Genomic DNA, 17,750 nt, shown 5'->3' on the forward strand with positions numbered 1-17,750 from the left:
AGCAGAAAATTTTTGTGTGGGAAGATAGTTAAAATATTTACCATCAACCTAACATAAAAAAGAAATAGCAACGTACTTTTGCGTTTTCTTAAAATATATGGACATAACCGTTAAAACCGCCGAAGAACTTCGCCTTACTGCCGAAGAGTTTGAACTGATAAAACAAAAGCTTGGACGCACTCCAAATTTCACTGAACTGTGTTGCTTTAGCGCCATGTGGAGCGAACACTGCAGCTATAAAAATTCTATTAAATGGCTGAAAACGTTACCTCGTGAAGGAAAGAAAATGCTGGTAAAAGCCGGTGAAGAGAATGCCGGTGTGATGGACATTGGCGATGGTTATGGTGTGGTGTTTAAAATAGAAAGTCATAATCACCCTTCAGCTATTGAACCCTTTCAAGGGGCGGCTACCGGCGTGGGCGGTATTCACCGTGATATTTTCACCATGGGCGCTCGTCCTATTGCTTCTTTAAATTCTCTTCGTTTCGGGAATTTAAAAGAAGCGAAAACGCAACATCTGTTAGCAGGTGTGGTGCATGGTATTGGTCATTACGGAAATTGTTTTGGCGTACCAACTGTTGGTGGCGAAATATACTTTGAAAACTGCTATCATACGAACCCGTTAGTGAATGCAATGAGCGTTGGCACATTAAAAAATGGTGAAACAATTTCTGCTACTGCAAAAGGAACGGGCAATCCTGTTTTCTTTGTTGGTAGTGCAACTGGTAAGGATGGTATTGGCGGTGCTTCTTTCGCATCTGCAAATATTACAGAAGATAGTGTGGAAGATCTACCTGCTGTACAGGTAGGTGATCCGTTTCAAGAAAAAAAATTATTGGAAGCTTGTTTGGAAGTAATCAAAACCGGCGCTGTTGTTGGAATGCAGGATATGGGTGCTGCCGGAATTATTTGTTCTACATCTGAAATGAGTGCTAAAGGAAACGTAGGAATGAATATTCATTTGGATAAAGTTCCTGCACGACAAAATAACATGAAAGCCTGGGAATTATTATTAAGTGAAAGCCAGGAAAGAATGTTGATGGTAGTAGAAAAAGGAAAAGAAGAGGCGGTGTTAAAAGTGTTTGATAAATGGGATCTGCCTTGCAGTGAAATTGGAACAGTAACAGAAGATGGCATATTGAATTTTTATATGAATGGAGAACTGGAAGCATCATTACCAGCAGAAGAATTGGTATTGGGCGGCGGCGCTCCACAATACACAAGAGAGTTTACCAGGCCTTCTTATTTAGATAAAGTGGAATCATTTAAAATTGATTCAATTGGTGAACCTAAAAATTTAAAAGAAGTTGCAGAGCAGTTAATTCAAATTCCAAGTATTGCATCTAAACGTTGGATATATGTGCAATATGATAGCACTGTTGGTGCAGGCACAGTAGGTACAAACGCTCCAAGTGATGCGGCTGTTGTTATTGCTAAACCTACTGATAAAGGTTTGGCATTGACTACCGATTGTAACAGCCGTTATGTGTATGCTGATCCATATAAAGGTGCAATGATCGCTGTTGCTGAAGCTGCAAGAAATATTGTTTGCAGTGGCGGACAACCAATCGGTGTTACCAACTGTTTGAACTTTGGCAACCCTTATAACCCGGAAGTATATTATCAATTTACAGAAGCAATTAAAGGAATGGGAGAAGCTTGTAAAAAGTTTGATACTCCTGTCACCGGTGGTAATGTTAGCTTTTACAATCAATCGCCTGATGGCGCTGTTTATCCTACACCAACAATTGGTATGGTAGGCGTAATGGATAGTGTGAATGATAAGATGACATTGAATTTTAAAGAATGCGGCGATGCCATTTATTTAATTGGCAAAAGCAGGAATGATATTAATTCATCTGAATATTTACATAAGATACACGGCGTAGAACATAGTCCTGCTCCGCACTTTGATATTGATGAAGAGTTTGCATTGCAACAAGCTATCAGCTCATTAATAAAAGATAAATTAATTTCATCTGCACATGATATCAGCGATGGTGGTTTATTTATTACATTGATAGAAAGCGGCTTTACTAATTGTTTAGGCGTTGATGTAAAACAAGCGGCAACGGATATACGCAAAGATGCTTATTGGTTTGGAGAAGCGCAAAGCCGTGTAGTTGTTTCTGTTAAAAAAGAAGATATCGCTAAAATTGAATCTTTCCTAAAAGGAAAAAATATTGCTTTTGAAAAATTAGGCACTGTAACATCGGGCGAAATAATTATAGATGATACCAATTGGGGGAATATTGCTGAGTGGAAAGATAAATATGATAATGCAATTGGTAATTTGTTAGCCGTGCATGAATCAGAACATGCGTTAAGTGCTTTGTAATTTTATTTCACGAATCAAATCGAATTACACTAATTAACTACATCGGACAGTTTTTAAATTCGTGTAATTAATAAAAATAGTGTACTGCAAGATGAAGTTTCTCGTAATAAGACTTTCTTCTATTGGCGACATTGTGCTGGCATCTCCTGTACTGCGTTGCCTCAAGCAACAGGTAACAGATGCTGAAGTTCACTTTCTTACCAAATCATCTTTCAAAATAGTTACTGAAGCCAATCCATACATTGATAAGTTTTTTTATTACAACAATAATATGGATGAGCTGATCGAAGATCTAAAAGAAGAAAACTACGATTACATCATCGACCTACATAATAATATCCGCACATTAAGAATTAAGACTGCGCTAAAAGTAAAGTCGAACACCATTAATAAACTTAATACGCAAAAATTCCTGTTGACGAAATTGCGTATTAACCTGATGCCAGGTATTCATATTACTAAACGCAGCTTGCAAACGGTTGAAAGTTTTGGAGTGAAAGATGATGGTTTTGGATTGGATTATTTTATTCCTGAAAAGGATATTGTTCCGCAAAAAGATATTCCTACTTCTCATTTAGCAGGCTTTATAGCGATTGTTATCGGTGCATCATATTTTACAAAAAAATTACCCGTACATAAATTAAAAGAGCTGTGTAATAAGATCGATCATCCTATTATTTTATTAGGAGGAAAAGACGATGAAAAAAATGGAAGGGAAATTGCGGCTGTTGATCCTGTAAAAATTTATAACGCTTGCGGTAAGTTTAATTTGAATGAATCTGCAGACTTAGTAAGACGTTCAAAATTGGTAATCTCTCATGATACAGGCTTGCAATATATCGCCTGTGCTTTTAATAAGCAAGTATTGGCGATTTGGGGTGGCACTACGCCAAAGCTGGATGTAGAGCCCTATTACGGCAGCCGTTTTTTATCTACTCAAAATAAATTACCTTACGAAAATATTATAGTGCCGGGTTTATGGTGCCAGCCATGCAGCAAATTTGGAAAGAAAAAATGCCCGCTTGGACATTTTAAATGCATGGAATTGCAAAACATAGACAACATTGTACAAAAAGTAAATGAACGATTAAAAAAATGATATGAGTAAGAAAATAGCCATCATAGGCGGAGGAAATTTAGGTAGCGCCATTGCAGAAGGAATATTGAAAAGCAAGTTTGCAAAAGCTGCTGATATTATCGTTACCAAAAGAAATGTAAGCACCTTAAAGTCATTAAAAGACAAAGGTATTGCTGTTATCAGCGATAATGCAGAAGCTGTACGTAAAAGCGAATTGATCATTTTGGCAGTTAAGCCTTTCCAGATTGCAGATGTATTAAGCGGATTAAAAAAAGAACTAACGGCAAAGCATATACTGGTTTCTGTTATAACGGGCGTTTCTATTGCTGATATTGAAGAAATCACCAAAAAGAAATTACCTGTTTTTCGTGCTATGCCTAACACGGCGATCGCTATTCAACAAAGCATTACCTGCATCAGTCAGAAAAATGCAAGCGATGAACAAATCAAATACGTAAAAGAGTTGTTTGCTACATTAGGCAAAGAAGTAAGCATTGACGAAAAATTAATGGATGCTGCTACTGTACTAGGCGCTTGCGGAACTGCCTATGCCATGCGTTATATTCGTGCCAACATTCAAGGTGGTATTGAAATTGGTTTTGATGCAAATACTGCAAACACCATCGTTGCACAAACCGTAAAAGGCGCAGCGGAATTATTATTGCAAAAAGGCACTCATCCTGAACAGGAAATTGACAAAGTAACTACTCCAAAAGGCTGTACGATAGCAGGTTTAAACGAAATGGAACATCAGGGTTTCAGTTCTTCTTTGATAAAAGGAATTGCGGCGAGTTATGATAAGATATTAAAGGGATAATTCTTTTCAAGCAAAGCTTATCCAATTCTTTCAGTGAAACAATTGGACAAGAGAACCAATTCACAACGATGTCACATCAAGGAACAAAAGTTTGTAACAAAATTCTATGCTAATTTTTCAATAACATCAACGGTATCTCCTATCTCTCCCATTCGAGGAAAAATATGTTTTAAACTGTTATCGTGTGCTTCGGGAAACATATCTGTCATTGCATCTTTTACAAAAGAAATATTATAGCCTAATTCGCTTGCCTGTCTTGCTGTACCTTCTACGCCAATACTTGTAGCTACACCGGCAATAACAATCCCTGTAACATTTTTTTCCTGTAAAGCTTCGTGAAGCTTGGTTTCAAAAAAAGCGCCCCAGGTATGCTTGGTTATAAAAATATCACCAGGTTGTGTTTGTATTTCAGGTACGATCTCCAGCCAATCTTCTTTAAAAGCACGATTGGGAACAGGATTGGGTTCTTTACGTGTTTTTGTCCATGCTGCGCCGGCAGGATTTACATTTACTATTACGATCGGCAAATTTGCTTTTCGAAAAGCAGCTACCAATTTTGCCGAATTGTTTAAGATAGTACCCATTGTATGTGCAGTGGGTAACCCTGCAACTCCTTTTTGAAGGTCGATCAAAATCAAAGCGGTGTTTTTGTCAAGTGTGGTAATCATATTAAAGTGTTTAGGTTATACTTCTATTGCAACTTCAACAGGCTGTTTGGAGATCATTTTTTCTACAGACTGTTTTAGTTTTTGTTTTCTAATAAAGCGCAGATGCAGAATACCTATAAGTATTGCCAGAATGCCTTCTGCCAGTACTGTATTTTGAACATCTATCCATTGCGATACAGAGCCTACGATCAAGCCTCCTAAAGGCGTTAACCCAAAAAAAGCCATAGCATAAAAACTGATTATTCTTCCCCGCATATCTGCACTTACAGTGGTTTGTATAATGGTATTGCTGATAGTCACCTGCGACATCATTCCAAATGCGCCTATAGCAGCAAATAATAATGCGAATGGATAATTGGTACAATGCGAAAACAACACCAATCCAATACCGAAAACAAAAGTATTGATGGTTAAAATTTTTCGTAATTCAGTACCCGGTTTTAAGGATGCTAAAAAGATAGCACCCGAAAAAGCACCTAAGCCGATCACACTATCAATTACACCAAACGTAGAGGCCGTTCCATGAAAAATATCTTTTGCATATACAGGTATTAGTGTTGCAAAGGGAAGTACCAACAAACTTATTAGACCGAGCATGATAATTATAAATGCTATTTCAGGAGTTTGTTTTATATAAGTAAATCCTTCTTTGAAATCGGCAAAAGCATTCTTTGTTTTTGGCTTCATGGCACGCTTAGGCAGTTTCATCATTAATAAGGAAACGATCACAGCCAAAAAGCTCAAGGCGTTCAATCCAAAACAAACTGCATCTCCTAATTTTTCAATAGCAATACCTGCAATGCCCGGACCGATCAATCTGGACAGGTTAACCATCGATGAATTTAATGCTAACGCATTCGGCAAGTCATTTTTATCATCTACCATTTCATACACCAACGATTGGCGTGCAGGCACATCAAATGCATTAACAACTCCTAATAAAACGCTCAATACAATTATTCCTGTAACGGAATAATATCCTAAAAATATCAATACGGTCAGCAATAATGCCTGCACCATAGATACTATCTGTGTTGCTAAAAGCAGTTTGTAGCGATCATACCTATCCGCAGCAATTCCACCTATAAAAGAAAATAAAAATGATGGGAACATGGTAGCGAATAAAGTAACTCCCAACATAAACTTTGAATGAGTAAGGGAATAAATTACCCAGCTTACAGCGGTTTTTTGCATCCACGTTCCTATCAATGAAATTGATTGTCCTGCAAAAAACAGCCGATAATTACGACTTTTAAAAGCTTTGAATGTAGTGATCTTCATATATTATTCGTTCTCACAATTGTAACGCTTCAAAAACTGAACCATTACAATTATTAATCATAATTCACCAATTTGGTTAAGGAGTTTATTGCTTTCTGCAATAATTGCAACTCCTGGGCAGAACAGGTTTCTTTTAAAGCTTTACTTAACCATATGTCCCGCTCATCACGAACCGTGTATAAAACCTGTTGCCCTTTTTTTGAAAGGGTAATGATCGACTTACGTTTATCTGTTTTAGAAGGTTTCCTGTTTATATATTCAAGTTCAACCAAATGATTTATTATTTGCGACATTGATTGCGTAGTGATCTTTTCCATTGTAGCCAGTTCACTCGGTGTTAGTTCTTTATGATGATCGAGCAGGGAAAGTGTGGAATGTTCAGTGAGAGAAAGTTTACCGTTTACATCCGATTTGCTACGCAGTTTCATTATAAGCCTGCGTATAACAGTACGTAAATCAGAAGCTAATTGTTGCTCTTCAGTTTTTGTTGGCATTTTAGTAAAGTAAACTTGTAAGTTTACCTTACAAATTTAACTATAATAAACAAGCACGTCTAAAGATTGTTTGGCAATTAACAGTCTGTTTACAAGAAAATTATCGCATGGCTCTTTTATAGAGGTAATACGCCAATGCTCCGAATATAATATTGGGTGTCCATGCTGCTAACCAGGGAGTAAAGTTTCCCTTTTCGGCAAATACCACGGAGAAGCGGCTCGACAGCACATATAATACGCTTAATATAACGCCCACTCCTAAGTTTAATCCGCTACCACCACGGGTTTTACGTGATGCCAAAGAAACAGCAATAATGGTCAGTATAATAATGGATGCAGGAATAGCATCCCGGTTATATTTTTCGAGCAATAAAGATTTTACAATTTCTGATCCGCTTAACCTGCTTTTATTAATATAGGAATTCAACTCACTTGAAGTTAGCCTATCTTTAAAATAATCATCGCTATGAAGATCTTCCGGTTTAAAATCGTATTTTTTTTTCATGACCGATGTTCGTACTATTCTTTCTTTTTCACCTGTAAAATAATGTTCCACCACCTGATTTAGTGTCCATTGCTTTTTTATGGTATCCCATGAAATAGACTGCGCCCGCAGATCATATTTCAATTTATTATCGGCAAATTGCTGAACGAAGAAAGTAGATCCATTCCTATATATGGCATCATAAGAACGTAGCCCGATATAAGAATTATCGGCACCTTTAAAATAAATATTCGCCGGCCTGTTCAAATCAACAGAACCGCTGTTCTGCGAATCAATATACCTGGTCAAAAAATCTCCCCATATTTTATTTGCTTTGGGTAATGTGTATTGATAGCCCACCCACAACAACAACGCTAAAAAAATACTGCCGATCCAATAAGGAAATAAAAATCTTCTGTAACTAACGCCACTGCTTAATATTGCTACCACCTCCGATCTGTCGGCCATCCTGGAAGTAAAAAATATTACGGATATAAATACAAATAATGGAAAGAGCATGGCATCAATATGCGGAATAAAACCAATGTAATAATTAGTGACCAGCTGCCAGAAAGAAAATTTTATGCGAACAAAATCTTCGGTTTTCTCACTAATATCTACCACCACCACGATGGCTGTAAACAATAACAAACAGAAGAAAAAAGTGGTAAGAAATTTTTTGAGTATATAGCTGTCTATCTTCTTCATAAACGTATGCCTGCAAAAGTAACCCAAAAGAAGCAGGACATGAAAAAAGCCGCAAATTGCGGCTTTCGTTAATTAGTTATCGGTGCTTAATGTTTTTACTTCTATGCGTCGGTTGTTGGCTCTTCCTTCTGCGGTTTTATTATCATCAACAGGATTACTCATTCCAAAACCTTTTGCACTAACCCTGGTGGCTGCAATGCCTTTTGACACTAAATAGTCTCTTACTGTATTTGCCCTGTTTTGTGATAATACCAAGTTATCTGCCGCCTTCCCAACATTATCAGTATAACCGTCTATTTCTATCACTTCATTTTCTTTACGTTGAAGATAAGAAACCAATTCATCCAACACGGCAAATGATTCTTCTTCCAAGGCTGCTTTACCTGTTTCAAAATTACAGCCTTGTATTACAAAAGAACTGGCAGGTGTAAAGGAAATGTCGATGGTAAAAGGTTTAGAATAATATTTGTTAGGACCTAAAGCCGGAATATCCAATACATTATTTTGTAAAGAATCATGAAAGCCTAATATAAAATAATCGTATTTATCCCCGGCAGGTAAGCGCAATGAAAATTTACCACCGGCATCTGTCTGTCCCTGGTATTCCGTACCATTTATCTGGCTTTTAAAAATAACGATCTCATTTTGCAATGGCTTATCATTTTTATCATCGTGTACTGTTACATCAATTTTTGCATCCTTTGGCAAGTTAGCCGGTGTTACCGGAGTTTGAGCAAACATTGTTGCAGAAATAAAAAGTAAAACAGCTAAAACAGAAAATTTCAGTTTCATATCATCTTTATTAAGTCTTAAAATTATAATATCAAAAATAACTTTTGGCATTTTTTCAATTATTATGCCATTTTTAACTAATGCCAGACTACAATCGTTGTTGCAAGTTTAAAACCATGTTATTTTTCCATGAAATAAAATCGCCTTCTATAATATGTTTACGAGCCTGCTTTACCAGCCATAAATAAAAAGCCAGATTATGTACGCTCGCAATTGTCAATGCCAGTATCTCCTTTGATTTTACCAGGTGACGAAGATATGCTTTACTATAATAATTACTCATTTCGCAATCAATTCCATCATCGATCACAGAAAAATCCTTTTCCCATTTTTTATTATCAATATTAATTACACCTTTAGACGTAAACAACATAGCATTTCTTCCATTGCGTGTCGGCATCACGCAATCAAACATATCTATTCCCAGTGCAATACATTCCAAAATATTCCACGGAGTGCCTACGCCCATTAAGTAGCGGGGTTTATCTAGAGGCAGGATATCGGCACATAAAGAAGTAAATTCATACATCATTTCAGTTGGCTCTCCCACACTTAAGCCACCAATAGCATTGCCTGCTGCATTTTTAGAAGCTATAAATTCTGCTGATGCAATTCTTAGATCCTTATAGGTACTCCCTTGAACAATAGGAAATAAATTTTGCGTATAGCCGTACCTGTCAGGTGTGGCATTAAAACGGGTAAAGCACCTGTCTAACCAGCGATGCGTAAGCTCCATACTGTCTTTGGCATATTTATATTCGCTGGGATAAGGCGGGCATTCATCGAATGCCATAATAATATCGCCGCCAATGCTGCGCTGGATATCCATTACATTTTCAGGAGTAAACAAATGTTTGCTGCCATCTATATGCGATTGAAAGATCACTCCTTCTTCGGTGATCTTTCTATTGTTAGCCAAAGAAAAAACCTGGTAGCCGCCACTATCTGTCAATATGGGCTTGTGCCACCCATTGAATTTATGCAGTCCGCCCGAAGTTTCCAGTACATCTAAACCAGGCCGTAAATACAAATGATAGGTATTTCCTAAAATGATTTGTGCCTGCACATCTGCATTTAACTGTTGTTGTGTTACAGCTTTTACGCTTCCTACCGTTCCTACAGGCATAAATATCGGCGTCTCAATTTCGCCATGATCAGTTATGATTTTTCCTGCCCTGGCCTTGGAATCTGTATTGGTATGCTGAAGTTGAAATTGTAAAGAAGACATAAATTAATTACACAAATTAAACCATCAATTTAGGATTAGTTATTGGGAATTTAGAATTTTGTTCGACAATGGTATGCTGTTCAAGTGAGTGACACAACAATGCTGAACAAAGCCGAAATTGTTGGTAACAAAAAGATAATTTTAGATCGCATACCGCTATTTTTGCGGCATGATGCACCTGCACTGGCAACCAATTCTTTTTTACTGCTTTTGTTTTTTTACTTTTATTCAAGTGTTGTATTATTTAGTGCTATATGTGCGGCTGGCATTATATAAAACACACAAAAAGGACATTTCACAAACACATCCTGTAACTGTAATTATTTGCGCCAGGGATGAAGCGGCAAATTTAGCAAAAAATCTGCCCGGTTCTTTATTGCAGCAATATCGTACTACGCACGAGATTATCGTAGTAAATGATAATTCATTTGATGACAGCAAATATGTATTGGAAGAATTACAACGCCAGTTTCGCCAATTGAACATTGTTGAATTAAAGCAGGAAGCTAAATTAATTCCGGGAAAAAAATTTCCTTTAAGCATCGGCATAAAAGCAGCCAAGTATGAAATTGTTTTATTAACAGATGCAGACTGCGTTCCCGCCAGTGAATTATGGATCGACAAAATGCAACAAACATTTGACGATGATACGGAGATCGTATTAGGTTACGGCGCTTTTCATAAAACAAAAGGCTTATTAAATAAATTGGTTCGCTGGGAAACCTTTCATACTGCTTTGCAATATTTCAGTTATGCATTGGCCGGTATTCCTTACATGGGCGTTGGTAGAAATTTAAGCTATAAAAAAACAATTTTCTTTCGACACAAAGGCTTTTCGGCGCACAATCATATACCCAGCGGAGATGATGACCTTTTTATTAATATGGCTGCCACTAAAACAAATACTAAAATAAATATCGATAAAGATGCTTTTACTTTAAGCGCTCCTGTTAAAACATGGAGCCAATGGAAAAAGCAAAAGCAACGCCATTACAGTACAGGAAAATACTATAAGCCAAAGCACAAATTTCTATTAGGGGCATACAGCTTTTCACAATTTGTATTTTATCCGCTGCTGGCTGCCTCTTTAATTTTTTATTGCTGGCAATTGGCATTAATAGTTTTTGGCGTTCGCTTTTTGATACAGGCAATTGTTTTATACCCCGCAATGAAAAAACTAAATGAACAGGACCTCTACCCTGCTTTTCTTTTCTTTGATATATGGATGTTTTTTTATTACCTCATCTTTGCAGCATCTATTGTAAAAAAGCCTAAGCAATCGTGGAAATAGTTTTAAAATATTTTGATGACTTTTCTGAAACACAGCTTCAGCAATTTGCTGCATTAAAAGATCTGTATACTGAATGGAATGAAAAAATAAATGTGATCTCCCGCAAAGACATCGATAACTTTTATGAGCATCATGTGCTACACTCTCTGGCAATTGCAACACAATTTGATTTTACCCCGGGCATGCAAATAATGGACCTGGGTTGTGGTGGTGGTTTTCCCGGCGTACCATTAGCAATATTTTTTCCTGATGTTCATTTTCATTTGGTTGACAGTATTCAAAAAAAACTAAAAGTAATAGATGCCGTTGCTGCTGCTACCAACATAAAAAACATCACTACTCAACATACCCGTGTGGAAGATATTAAAGATAAAAAGTTTGATATAGTGGTTTCAAGAGCAGTTGCGCCCTTAAAAGATTTATGGAACTGGAGCAAGCCTTTGCTCAAAAAAAACAATACCTCTACCTCTGGCTTAATATGTTTAAAAGGAGGCGATCTTTCTAAAGAAATTGCCGAAAGCGGTTGCAAACCACTGATCTGGGAGCTTGAAAGCCTATATACAGAAGCATTTTTCAAGGAAAAGTATATGTTACAGGTTCCACTTAAGTAGATGTTTTTCTACACAACAATGAAAGTTATCGCTACACATATAAAGTAAATCATCTATTCCCTATGTGTTGACTTATTTGTCAATTTGCATATTCGTTTTTAACGAAGAGCTATTGCACAAATATTCAATATCTATGAATTTCGAACTAACCCAAATTTCTTCGACAGAAGAAAAGAATGAACACAATCTGCATCGATTGGTGAGCAAAATACTTCAATCCTATTTACCTATTGCTACCGATAAAAAAACGTTATTGGTAAATGATATCGATGAGAAGATAGTGGCTAATATTAATGGAACGCATCTTTCTGGCGTCATTGATTCTATTATCAATATGCTCATCATAAATTCCGAGAACAATTGCATCTGGCTTACTGCCAAAAGATTCCATGATGTGGTATTGATACATGCCAAGAACAATAAACCATTTGATGTTTATTTAAATAAAAGAGAAATAGAAAAATTGCAGGATATTGCCCAAAAAGCAGGAGGCTGTATTTCTATAAATGTACATACCATTGGGAATACTACCATTGTTTTTAGCTTTGTAAACTTAGCTGTTGCAGCTTAAAAGAATTTCCAAAACCATAGATCTGTTTGCGGGGTATTGCCAATCGGGAAATCGTGTCTGTAACCCGAATCTATAAAGCCATACTTACCATAAAATTTTTGCGCTCTAAAATTAAATTCCCATACGCCGAGCCACGCAGCTTCGTATTTATTGCTAACTGCATGATCCAAAAACAATCCCATTAATTGTTGTGCAATTCCTTTTCCGTGAAATTTTTTTTGAATATACAATCGCTTTAATTCTATTGCCTTCCATTTATTTATTTGCGGAAAGCTTTCATCATCTTGTTTAAAGCGGATATACCCTGCAGGAGCATTATCGATCATCGCAAAAAAATTGAAACTATCCTTTTCTTCCAATTCTTTTGTTATTTGCACAACATTAAAATATTGTTCCAGGAAACCCTGCATATCTTCTTCTGTACAGGTTCCGGTAAATGTATCATAAAAGGTTTGTTTTGCTAAAGCAGATAAAACTTCAGCGTCGGTAACTTCTATTTTTTGTATGATGATATTATTCGTCAATCGTGAAACGTAAGAGGTTAATGGCGAGAAGTCTATAGAGAAAGATAAAATATATAATCACATTCTACGATTGACTTCTCACGTTATTACCATTTTAACTCTAATAAATTATTTTTCCTGTCCACATCCGCCATTCGTTTAGAAGGATCGATCTCAACCTTTCTAATATTGGTTAAACGCTGTTTTATTTCAACAACATAGGTTGGATGGGTCCAACGCCATTCATCATGTACAATCCTTGTTTCTTTTGCATTTTCATTTGGCTTTTCGCCGAACATTAGATTTAACGGAATGTAATGCACTTCTGAAGAACCATCTTTAAATGTCAATTGCAAATCTATCGGCATTGGCATTAACCCAATTCTTTTTAAACGGATTTTAGTTACACCATTTTCTTCCCATAAACTATCAATAGAATAATTGATCGTTTTGGTAGTGCTGCACCAATATTCTTTGTACCAGTCCAATTTAATATCACTGACATTTTCGGCTATACGTACAAAATCATCTGCGTTTGGATGTTTGAATCGCCATTGCTTATAATATTCCAATAAAATTTTATCCCGCACGGGAGCTCCAACAATGTAACCCAATTGTTCTAAGAACATTTCTCCTTTGCAATAAGATGCAATGCTGTATGCATAGTTAGTATTGAAATGATCGGCATGAGTGGTCAACGGTTCTTCAAACCCGCTTTTTTCTAATTGAAAATAGCCTGCATATCCATCGCAATGATCATCAGGCAACATGCTTAACAGGTCTTTTAAATTATTATTTTCGGGATCTTGCTTTAATGCATCTTTATATTCATCAATAGAAGCATGCCCCGTGTAAAATTTCATTACCAAATTTTCCGCATAGCTTGTAAAACCTTCGTCCATCCAGGCATACATGCTTTCATTCGTTCCCAACATCATCTGGAACCAGCTGTGCATCCATTCATGAAAAGCGCCATCCAATCCCGGTCCTACCAGCAATGTTGCCATTGGATATTCCATGCCGCCATCACCGCCTTGTATAAAAGAGTAAACAGGATAAGGATATTTACCAAACGTTTTTTCAATAAACGGCAACACTTTTACTGCAGCATCTGCCAATGTTGTCCATTGTGCATCATTGTCTTTATCTTTTGGTTTATTCTTATAGATAACGTTAATAATGGGACCTCCGGCATAGGTTTTACGTACCAAATGAATATAATCAGGATCAGCAGCCCAAACAAAATCATGAATATTGCTACCGGTAAAATGCCAAATTCGTGTATCCTTTTCCGTTGGTTTCAGATCTGAGTTTGGTACATCATATCCCCACCCTATTTCATTGGCATTCTGTAATGTTCCTGTTGCACCTAATTTATATGTTTTATCTATATTGACAGTAACATCGTAATCTCCCCAAACACCATAAAATTCTCTGGCAACGTAAGGAGTAGGATGCCATCCTTCATAATCGTATTCGCACATTTTAGGATACCATTGACTCATGCTGTAACGAACCCCGGTAGTAGGATTATCTCTTCCGCTGCGACGAATTTGTAAAGGAACCTGGCATTTAAAAGCTACGTCAAATACTACTTTTGACCTGGGTAAAATAGGCTGCGCAAGATCTACTTCTAAAATTGTTTCGTGATATTTTAATGATTGCAAAATGCCATTCATTTTTAATGATACTACAGAATCATACCCGATTTCGTCAGGTGTAAGGTTTACGATCCTGTCCCTAACTCTATTATCCCAATCAGGACGCTTTTGATTGATCATTATTTTACCTAACTCACGGCTACGCACATCCATACTGCTGTTTGGCTGAAATGCATTCCAGTATAAATGATAAAACACTTTCTTTAAGGTATCAGGAGAATTGTTGGTATACTCTAATTGTTGCTTGCCTGTAAAGCGATTCGTAGTAACATTCACATCCACATTCATTGTATATTTTACATGTTGCTGCCAACGATCGGGCTGAGCAAACGCTACAACGTTACATAGAGCAAGCAACGAAAGAAAAAATTCTTTTTTCATCTTATTATTATTTTATTTTCCTGCAACAACAATTACGATTTCGCCTTTTACAGTTTTACTGTTAAAGTAATCACAGACCTGTTGCAAAGTACCTCGTTTATTTTCTTCAAATTTTTTTGTGAGCTCCCTGCTAACACAGCATTGGCGTTCTGCACCAAAGTATTCTATAAAATCATGTAAGGTTTTAACCAATCGCATCGGGCTTTCATAAAACACCATCGTTCTTTCTTCTTCTGTAAGATTTTTTAAAAAAGTTTGTCTTCCTTTTTTTAATGGAAGAAATCCTTCAAAACAAAAATTATTTATGGGTAGTCCGCTATTTACCAATGCCGGCACAAATGCCGTAGCTCCGGGTAAACATTCTACTTCAATATTATTTTTGATACATTCCCTTACTAATAAAAAAGCGGGATCACTAATCCCCGGCGTGCCAGCATCTGTAAGCAATGCCATTGTTTTACCGGCTTGCAATTGCTCAATTAAATGTTGTAAAACTTTATGCTCGTTGTGCTGGTGATAAGGCGTGATGGGCTTTTGTATTTGATAATGCTGCAATAATACAGAAGAGGTCCGGGTATCTTCTGCCAAAAGAAGGTCGGCTGTTTTTAATGTATCAATTGCACGAAAAGTTATATCAGCTAAATTACCTATTGGAGATGGAACAAGATAGAGTTTCATATGCTGATGTAAATGGAACGCTGATTTTTATGATCTATCATGATCATCTGCTCTATCTGCATTATCAGCGTTCTATCGTAATACTTTATTATTTTAGCTGATCGATACTTCGAACATTTCCATTACCGGGTTTGCCAATAGTTTTTTAGCGGCTTCTTCTGCAGTTGCCTTTGCACTGTCGGCTGAAGCGGCTTCTATTTGCAAAACAATATTTTTACCGATGCGTACATCCTGAACATTGTTTAAACCCAAATTATCTAATCCGCTTTTTACAGCTTTTCCCTGTGGGTCTAATAATTCTTTTAGCGGCATTACTTTTATCTGTGCAGTAAAGGTCATGTTGATTGTTTGTTTTTAAAGAGCAAAGATAAAATAATGTAAGCAATGAAAATAACCGGAATTGCCAGCCACCTCAACAATAATACGGCAACTATTCCCAATGCTATTAATATAAATTGAGGCTGGTTATTTTTAAAGGAGAAATTTTTAAATTTTAATGCTAATAAAGGCAGATTGCTGACCATGAGCCAGCTTACTACAATTATTACCGAATATAAAAACCATTTGTTGATAAGCCATTCGTTTATGTTGATGAAACCGGAAGGAAAGTGCAATATCAACGGAAAGGATGCTATCAATAACCCAACTGCTGGAGTTGGCACACCTTTAAAGCCGTATTGTTGTGTTGTGTCTATATTGAATTTTGCCAGGCGGTATGCTGCCGCACAACTAATTAAAAATGCGGGTAATAATAGAAAAATGGACACATCCAATCCCATTTCTTCCTGGGCATAGCTCATTCGCAATAATTGATACACTATTACTCCCGGTGCTACACCAAAGCTTACTACATCCGCCAATGAATCTAACTGCTTGCCCATTTCTGAAGTTGCCTTAAATAAACGAGCTACAAAGCCATCCAAAAAATCTACAACAGCTGCAAAAAATAATAGAAGCGCGGCTACTGATAAATTTTCAGGAATATTGAAACTGCTGGCAAATTCATCATTTGTATATATTAATACACTTTGCGTTTGTAATGCAAATACAATTGCCACAGCACCCAGAAATAAATTGGTGAGCGTAAAAAGATTGGGAATTTGTTTCATTTATTTATGAATAAGAAGCAAGATAATGGATATTTGATTAACGTAACTGTTGCCAACAAATGTGACGAGTTCTTGACGGAAACGAATTTACTATTTCTATCTAGTCCCAGCTACAATGATCTTTTGTACTACAGGTATTTTATCACTACCTGTTACCTTAAGTATGTAAATACCTTTTTTAAAAGAAGTATTTATAGATGATATGGTCTGAGTCATCGTACTTGTATAAATCATTCTTCCTTGTTGATCATACAAGCTGACAATGGCAGGTAAAACTTCGGGAGGTGTATTAATGGAAATACTACCAGTAAAAGAATTATTAATTACTTTAATTACTGATGTTATAGGAGCTTTTACAGAAACTACTGAAGAATATTTTATATCCCCTGCTACATCTACAATTTTTATACGATAGTAAAGCGACGCTTCCATAAATGATTCGTCTGTATAAGAATATGTTTTTACAGCGGCAGCATTCTTTGCTTTCAATGTGCCAATATCTGTAAAACTGTTGCCATCAATACTTTTTTGTATAATGTATGAAGTATACCCGGACTCAGAAGAAACATTCCAGTTAAGTATGTTCTTTTCATTGACAGCATTAACAGTGAAATTATTAAGAGTAACCGGCAACACAACATTGTATATAATAACACAACCATTTAAAGCATTGGGAACATTAGAAGCAAAGATCAGATCCTGATGACAAGGGATACATACAAAAGCAGCACCTGAAGGGCCGATAACACCAGAAGAACCTATAGAATCGAGTGGAACTGCAGTAAATATGTTAACAATAACTCCGGGCGGCCAACCTTGTAATAATACACCGCATCCACCTGTACAGGTTGGATTTCTTACTTCAATACCTGATGCTCCCGGGGGACATTGCGCTTGAATAGTAGTTATAAAAAAAAGCGCAATAAAAAAATTCAAAACAAACTTCATAAAGATATTGTGCGTTTTCAGGGTTCTCAAAGCTACCTTATAATTTTTAAATGAAAGAAAGAATAGTAAAAATTATGTCGGCAATTTTCAATAAAATATTATAAACTGA

The 17,750-nt window shown here is 36.5% G+C and carries 18 protein-coding genes; 6 read left to right on the plus strand and 12 right to left on the minus strand.

Translation table 11 applies throughout. The features are described 5' to 3' along the window. The first annotated feature begins 97 nt into the window (after positions 1-97). The 3 genes from purL (at position 98) to proC (ending at position 4,233) form a co-directional block, all read left to right on the plus strand. Positions 98-2,338, plus strand: coding sequence for a phosphoribosylformylglycinamidine synthase subunit PurL (gene purL, locus K9M53_RS12375; protein WP_224015317.1), 2,241 nt, complete (start codon positions 98-100; stop codon positions 2,336-2,338). A gap of 91 nt (positions 2,339-2,429) precedes the next feature. Then, positions 2,430-3,437, plus strand: a complete 1,008-nt coding sequence (locus tag K9M53_RS12380; RefSeq protein ID WP_224015320.1) for a glycosyltransferase family 9 protein — start codon at positions 2,430-2,432, stop codon at positions 3,435-3,437. A gap of 1 nt (position 3,438) precedes the next feature. Continuing rightward, complete coding sequence (gene proC, locus K9M53_RS12385; protein ID WP_224015321.1) at positions 3,439-4,233, plus strand: pyrroline-5-carboxylate reductase; 795 nt, start codon at positions 3,439-3,441, stop codon at positions 4,231-4,233. 104 nt (positions 4,234-4,337) lie between these two features. Here the strand turns inward: proC and K9M53_RS12390 are convergent, their stop codons facing one another. The 6 genes from K9M53_RS12390 to tgt all read right to left on the minus strand — a co-directional run bounded on the left by K9M53_RS12390 (position 4,338) and on the right by tgt (position 9,888). After that, positions 4,338-4,901 carry a cysteine hydrolase family protein gene (locus K9M53_RS12390; RefSeq protein WP_224015323.1) on the minus strand — a complete coding sequence of 188 codons (564 nt, stop codon included), beginning with the start codon at positions 4,899-4,901 and terminating at the stop codon, positions 4,338-4,340. Between the two features lie 15 nt (positions 4,902-4,916). Further along, entirely contained in the window at positions 4,917-6,182 is a 1,266-nt protein-coding gene (locus tag K9M53_RS12395) for an MFS transporter (RefSeq protein ID WP_224015325.1), read from the minus strand. A gap of 53 nt (positions 6,183-6,235) precedes the next feature. Then, positions 6,236-6,676 (minus strand): MarR family winged helix-turn-helix transcriptional regulator, encoded by a 441-nt coding sequence (locus tag K9M53_RS12400; protein ID WP_224015327.1) that lies wholly within the window; start codon positions 6,674-6,676, stop codon positions 6,236-6,238. Positions 6,677-6,776: 100 nt separating this feature from the next. After that, positions 6,777-7,868, minus strand: a complete 1,092-nt coding sequence (locus K9M53_RS12405; protein ID WP_224015329.1) for an LptF/LptG family permease — start codon at positions 7,866-7,868, stop codon at positions 6,777-6,779. Between the two features lie 72 nt (positions 7,869-7,940). After that, complete coding sequence (locus K9M53_RS12410) at positions 7,941-8,660, minus strand: OmpA family protein (RefSeq protein ID WP_224015330.1); 720 nt, start codon at positions 8,658-8,660, stop codon at positions 7,941-7,943. A gap of 88 nt (positions 8,661-8,748) precedes the next feature. Beyond that, complete coding sequence (gene tgt, locus K9M53_RS12415; RefSeq protein ID WP_224015332.1) at positions 8,749-9,888, minus strand: tRNA guanosine(34) transglycosylase Tgt; 1,140 nt, start codon at positions 9,886-9,888, stop codon at positions 8,749-8,751. Between the two features lie 232 nt (positions 9,889-10,120). Between tgt and K9M53_RS12420 the strand changes: the two genes are divergently transcribed. From K9M53_RS12420 to K9M53_RS12430, 3 genes are all read left to right on the plus strand, one after another. After that, positions 10,121-11,179, plus strand: a complete 1,059-nt coding sequence (locus K9M53_RS12420) for a glycosyltransferase (protein ID WP_224015334.1) — start codon at positions 10,121-10,123, stop codon at positions 11,177-11,179. Further along, complete coding sequence (gene rsmG / locus K9M53_RS12425) at positions 11,170-11,790, plus strand: 16S rRNA (guanine(527)-N(7))-methyltransferase RsmG (protein WP_224015336.1); 621 nt, start codon at positions 11,170-11,172, stop codon at positions 11,788-11,790. Before K9M53_RS12420 ends, rsmG begins: the two co-directional genes overlap by 10 nt. A gap of 133 nt (positions 11,791-11,923) precedes the next feature. Then, on the plus strand, positions 11,924-12,361 hold the full coding sequence (locus K9M53_RS12430) for a hypothetical protein (protein ID WP_224015338.1): 438 nt from the start codon (positions 11,924-11,926) through the stop codon (positions 12,359-12,361). Here the strand turns inward: K9M53_RS12430 and K9M53_RS12435 are convergent. From K9M53_RS12435 to K9M53_RS12460, 6 genes are all read right to left on the minus strand, one after another. After that, positions 12,358-12,885, minus strand: a complete 528-nt coding sequence (locus K9M53_RS12435; RefSeq protein ID WP_224015340.1) for a GNAT family N-acetyltransferase — start codon at positions 12,883-12,885, stop codon at positions 12,358-12,360. The two genes, K9M53_RS12430 and K9M53_RS12435, sit on opposite strands and share 4 nt — an antisense overlap. Positions 12,886-12,971: 86 nt before the next feature. Further along, positions 12,972-14,906: a M1 family metallopeptidase gene (locus K9M53_RS12440; protein ID WP_224015343.1), complete on the minus strand. Its 1,935-nt coding sequence runs from the start codon at positions 14,904-14,906 to the stop codon at positions 12,972-12,974. A 12-nt stretch (positions 14,907-14,918) separates the two neighbouring features. After that, positions 14,919-15,584, minus strand: coding sequence for a 16S rRNA (cytidine(1402)-2'-O)-methyltransferase (gene rsmI, locus K9M53_RS12445; RefSeq protein ID WP_224015345.1), 666 nt, complete (start codon positions 15,582-15,584; stop codon positions 14,919-14,921). A 93-nt stretch (positions 15,585-15,677) separates the two neighbouring features. Further along, on the minus strand, positions 15,678-15,923 hold the full coding sequence (gene purS, locus K9M53_RS12450; protein ID WP_224015347.1) for a phosphoribosylformylglycinamidine synthase subunit PurS: 246 nt from the start codon (positions 15,921-15,923) through the stop codon (positions 15,678-15,680). Further along, on the minus strand, positions 15,920-16,693 hold the full coding sequence (locus K9M53_RS12455; protein WP_224015349.1) for a CDP-alcohol phosphatidyltransferase family protein: 774 nt from the start codon (positions 16,691-16,693) through the stop codon (positions 15,920-15,922). The genes purS and K9M53_RS12455 overlap by 4 nt, the downstream gene beginning before the upstream one ends. Before the next feature lie 96 nt (positions 16,694-16,789). Next, a complete protein-coding gene (locus K9M53_RS12460) occupies positions 16,790-17,641 on the minus strand; it encodes a T9SS type A sorting domain-containing protein (RefSeq protein ID WP_224015351.1) in 852 nt (283 codons plus the stop codon). Positions 17,642-17,750 lie beyond the last annotated feature (109 nt).

It is taken from the genome of Ferruginibacter albus, assembly GCF_020042285.1.
GTDB classification, from domain to species: Bacteria; Bacteroidota; Bacteroidia; order Chitinophagales; family Chitinophagaceae; genus Ferruginibacter; species Ferruginibacter albus.

Excerpts from the sequence above, each read along its gene's own strand:
- proC (WP_224015321.1), top strand. The coding sequence starts at position 3,439 with ATGAGTAAGAAAATAGCCATCATAGGCGGAGGAAATTTAGGTAGCGCC.
- K9M53_RS12455 (WP_224015349.1), bottom strand. The coding sequence starts at position 16,693 with ATGAAACAAATTCCCAATCTTTTTACGCTCACCAATTTATTTCTGGGT.
- K9M53_RS12400 (WP_224015327.1), bottom strand. The coding sequence starts at position 6,676 with ATGCCAACAAAAACTGAAGAGCAACAATTAGCTTCTGATTTACGTACT.
- purL (WP_224015317.1), top strand. The coding sequence starts at position 98 with ATGGACATAACCGTTAAAACCGCCGAAGAACTTCGCCTTACTGCCGAA.
- K9M53_RS12440 (WP_224015343.1), bottom strand. The coding sequence starts at position 14,906 with ATGAAAAAAGAATTTTTTCTTTCGTTGCTTGCTCTATGTAACGTTGTA.
- rsmI (WP_224015345.1), bottom strand. The coding sequence starts at position 15,584 with ATGAAACTCTATCTTGTTCCATCTCCAATAGGTAATTTAGCTGATATA.
- K9M53_RS12390 (WP_224015323.1), bottom strand. The coding sequence starts at position 4,901 with ATGATTACCACACTTGACAAAAACACCGCTTTGATTTTGATCGACCTT.
- K9M53_RS12430 (WP_224015338.1), top strand. The coding sequence starts at position 11,924 with ATGAATTTCGAACTAACCCAAATTTCTTCGACAGAAGAAAAGAATGAA.
- K9M53_RS12380 (WP_224015320.1), top strand. The coding sequence starts at position 2,430 with ATGAAGTTTCTCGTAATAAGACTTTCTTCTATTGGCGACATTGTGCTG.
- K9M53_RS12395 (WP_224015325.1), bottom strand. The coding sequence starts at position 6,182 with ATGAAGATCACTACATTCAAAGCTTTTAAAAGTCGTAATTATCGGCTG.
- tgt (WP_224015332.1), bottom strand. The coding sequence starts at position 9,888 with ATGTCTTCTTTACAATTTCAACTTCAGCATACCAATACAGATTCCAAG.
- K9M53_RS12405 (WP_224015329.1), bottom strand. The coding sequence starts at position 7,868 with ATGAAGAAGATAGACAGCTATATACTCAAAAAATTTCTTACCACTTTT.
- K9M53_RS12410 (WP_224015330.1), bottom strand. The coding sequence starts at position 8,660 with ATGAAACTGAAATTTTCTGTTTTAGCTGTTTTACTTTTTATTTCTGCA.
- purS (WP_224015347.1), bottom strand. The coding sequence starts at position 15,923 with ATGACCTTTACTGCACAGATAAAAGTAATGCCGCTAAAAGAATTATTA.
- K9M53_RS12460 (WP_224015351.1), bottom strand. The coding sequence starts at position 17,641 with ATGAAGTTTGTTTTGAATTTTTTTATTGCGCTTTTTTTTATAACTACT.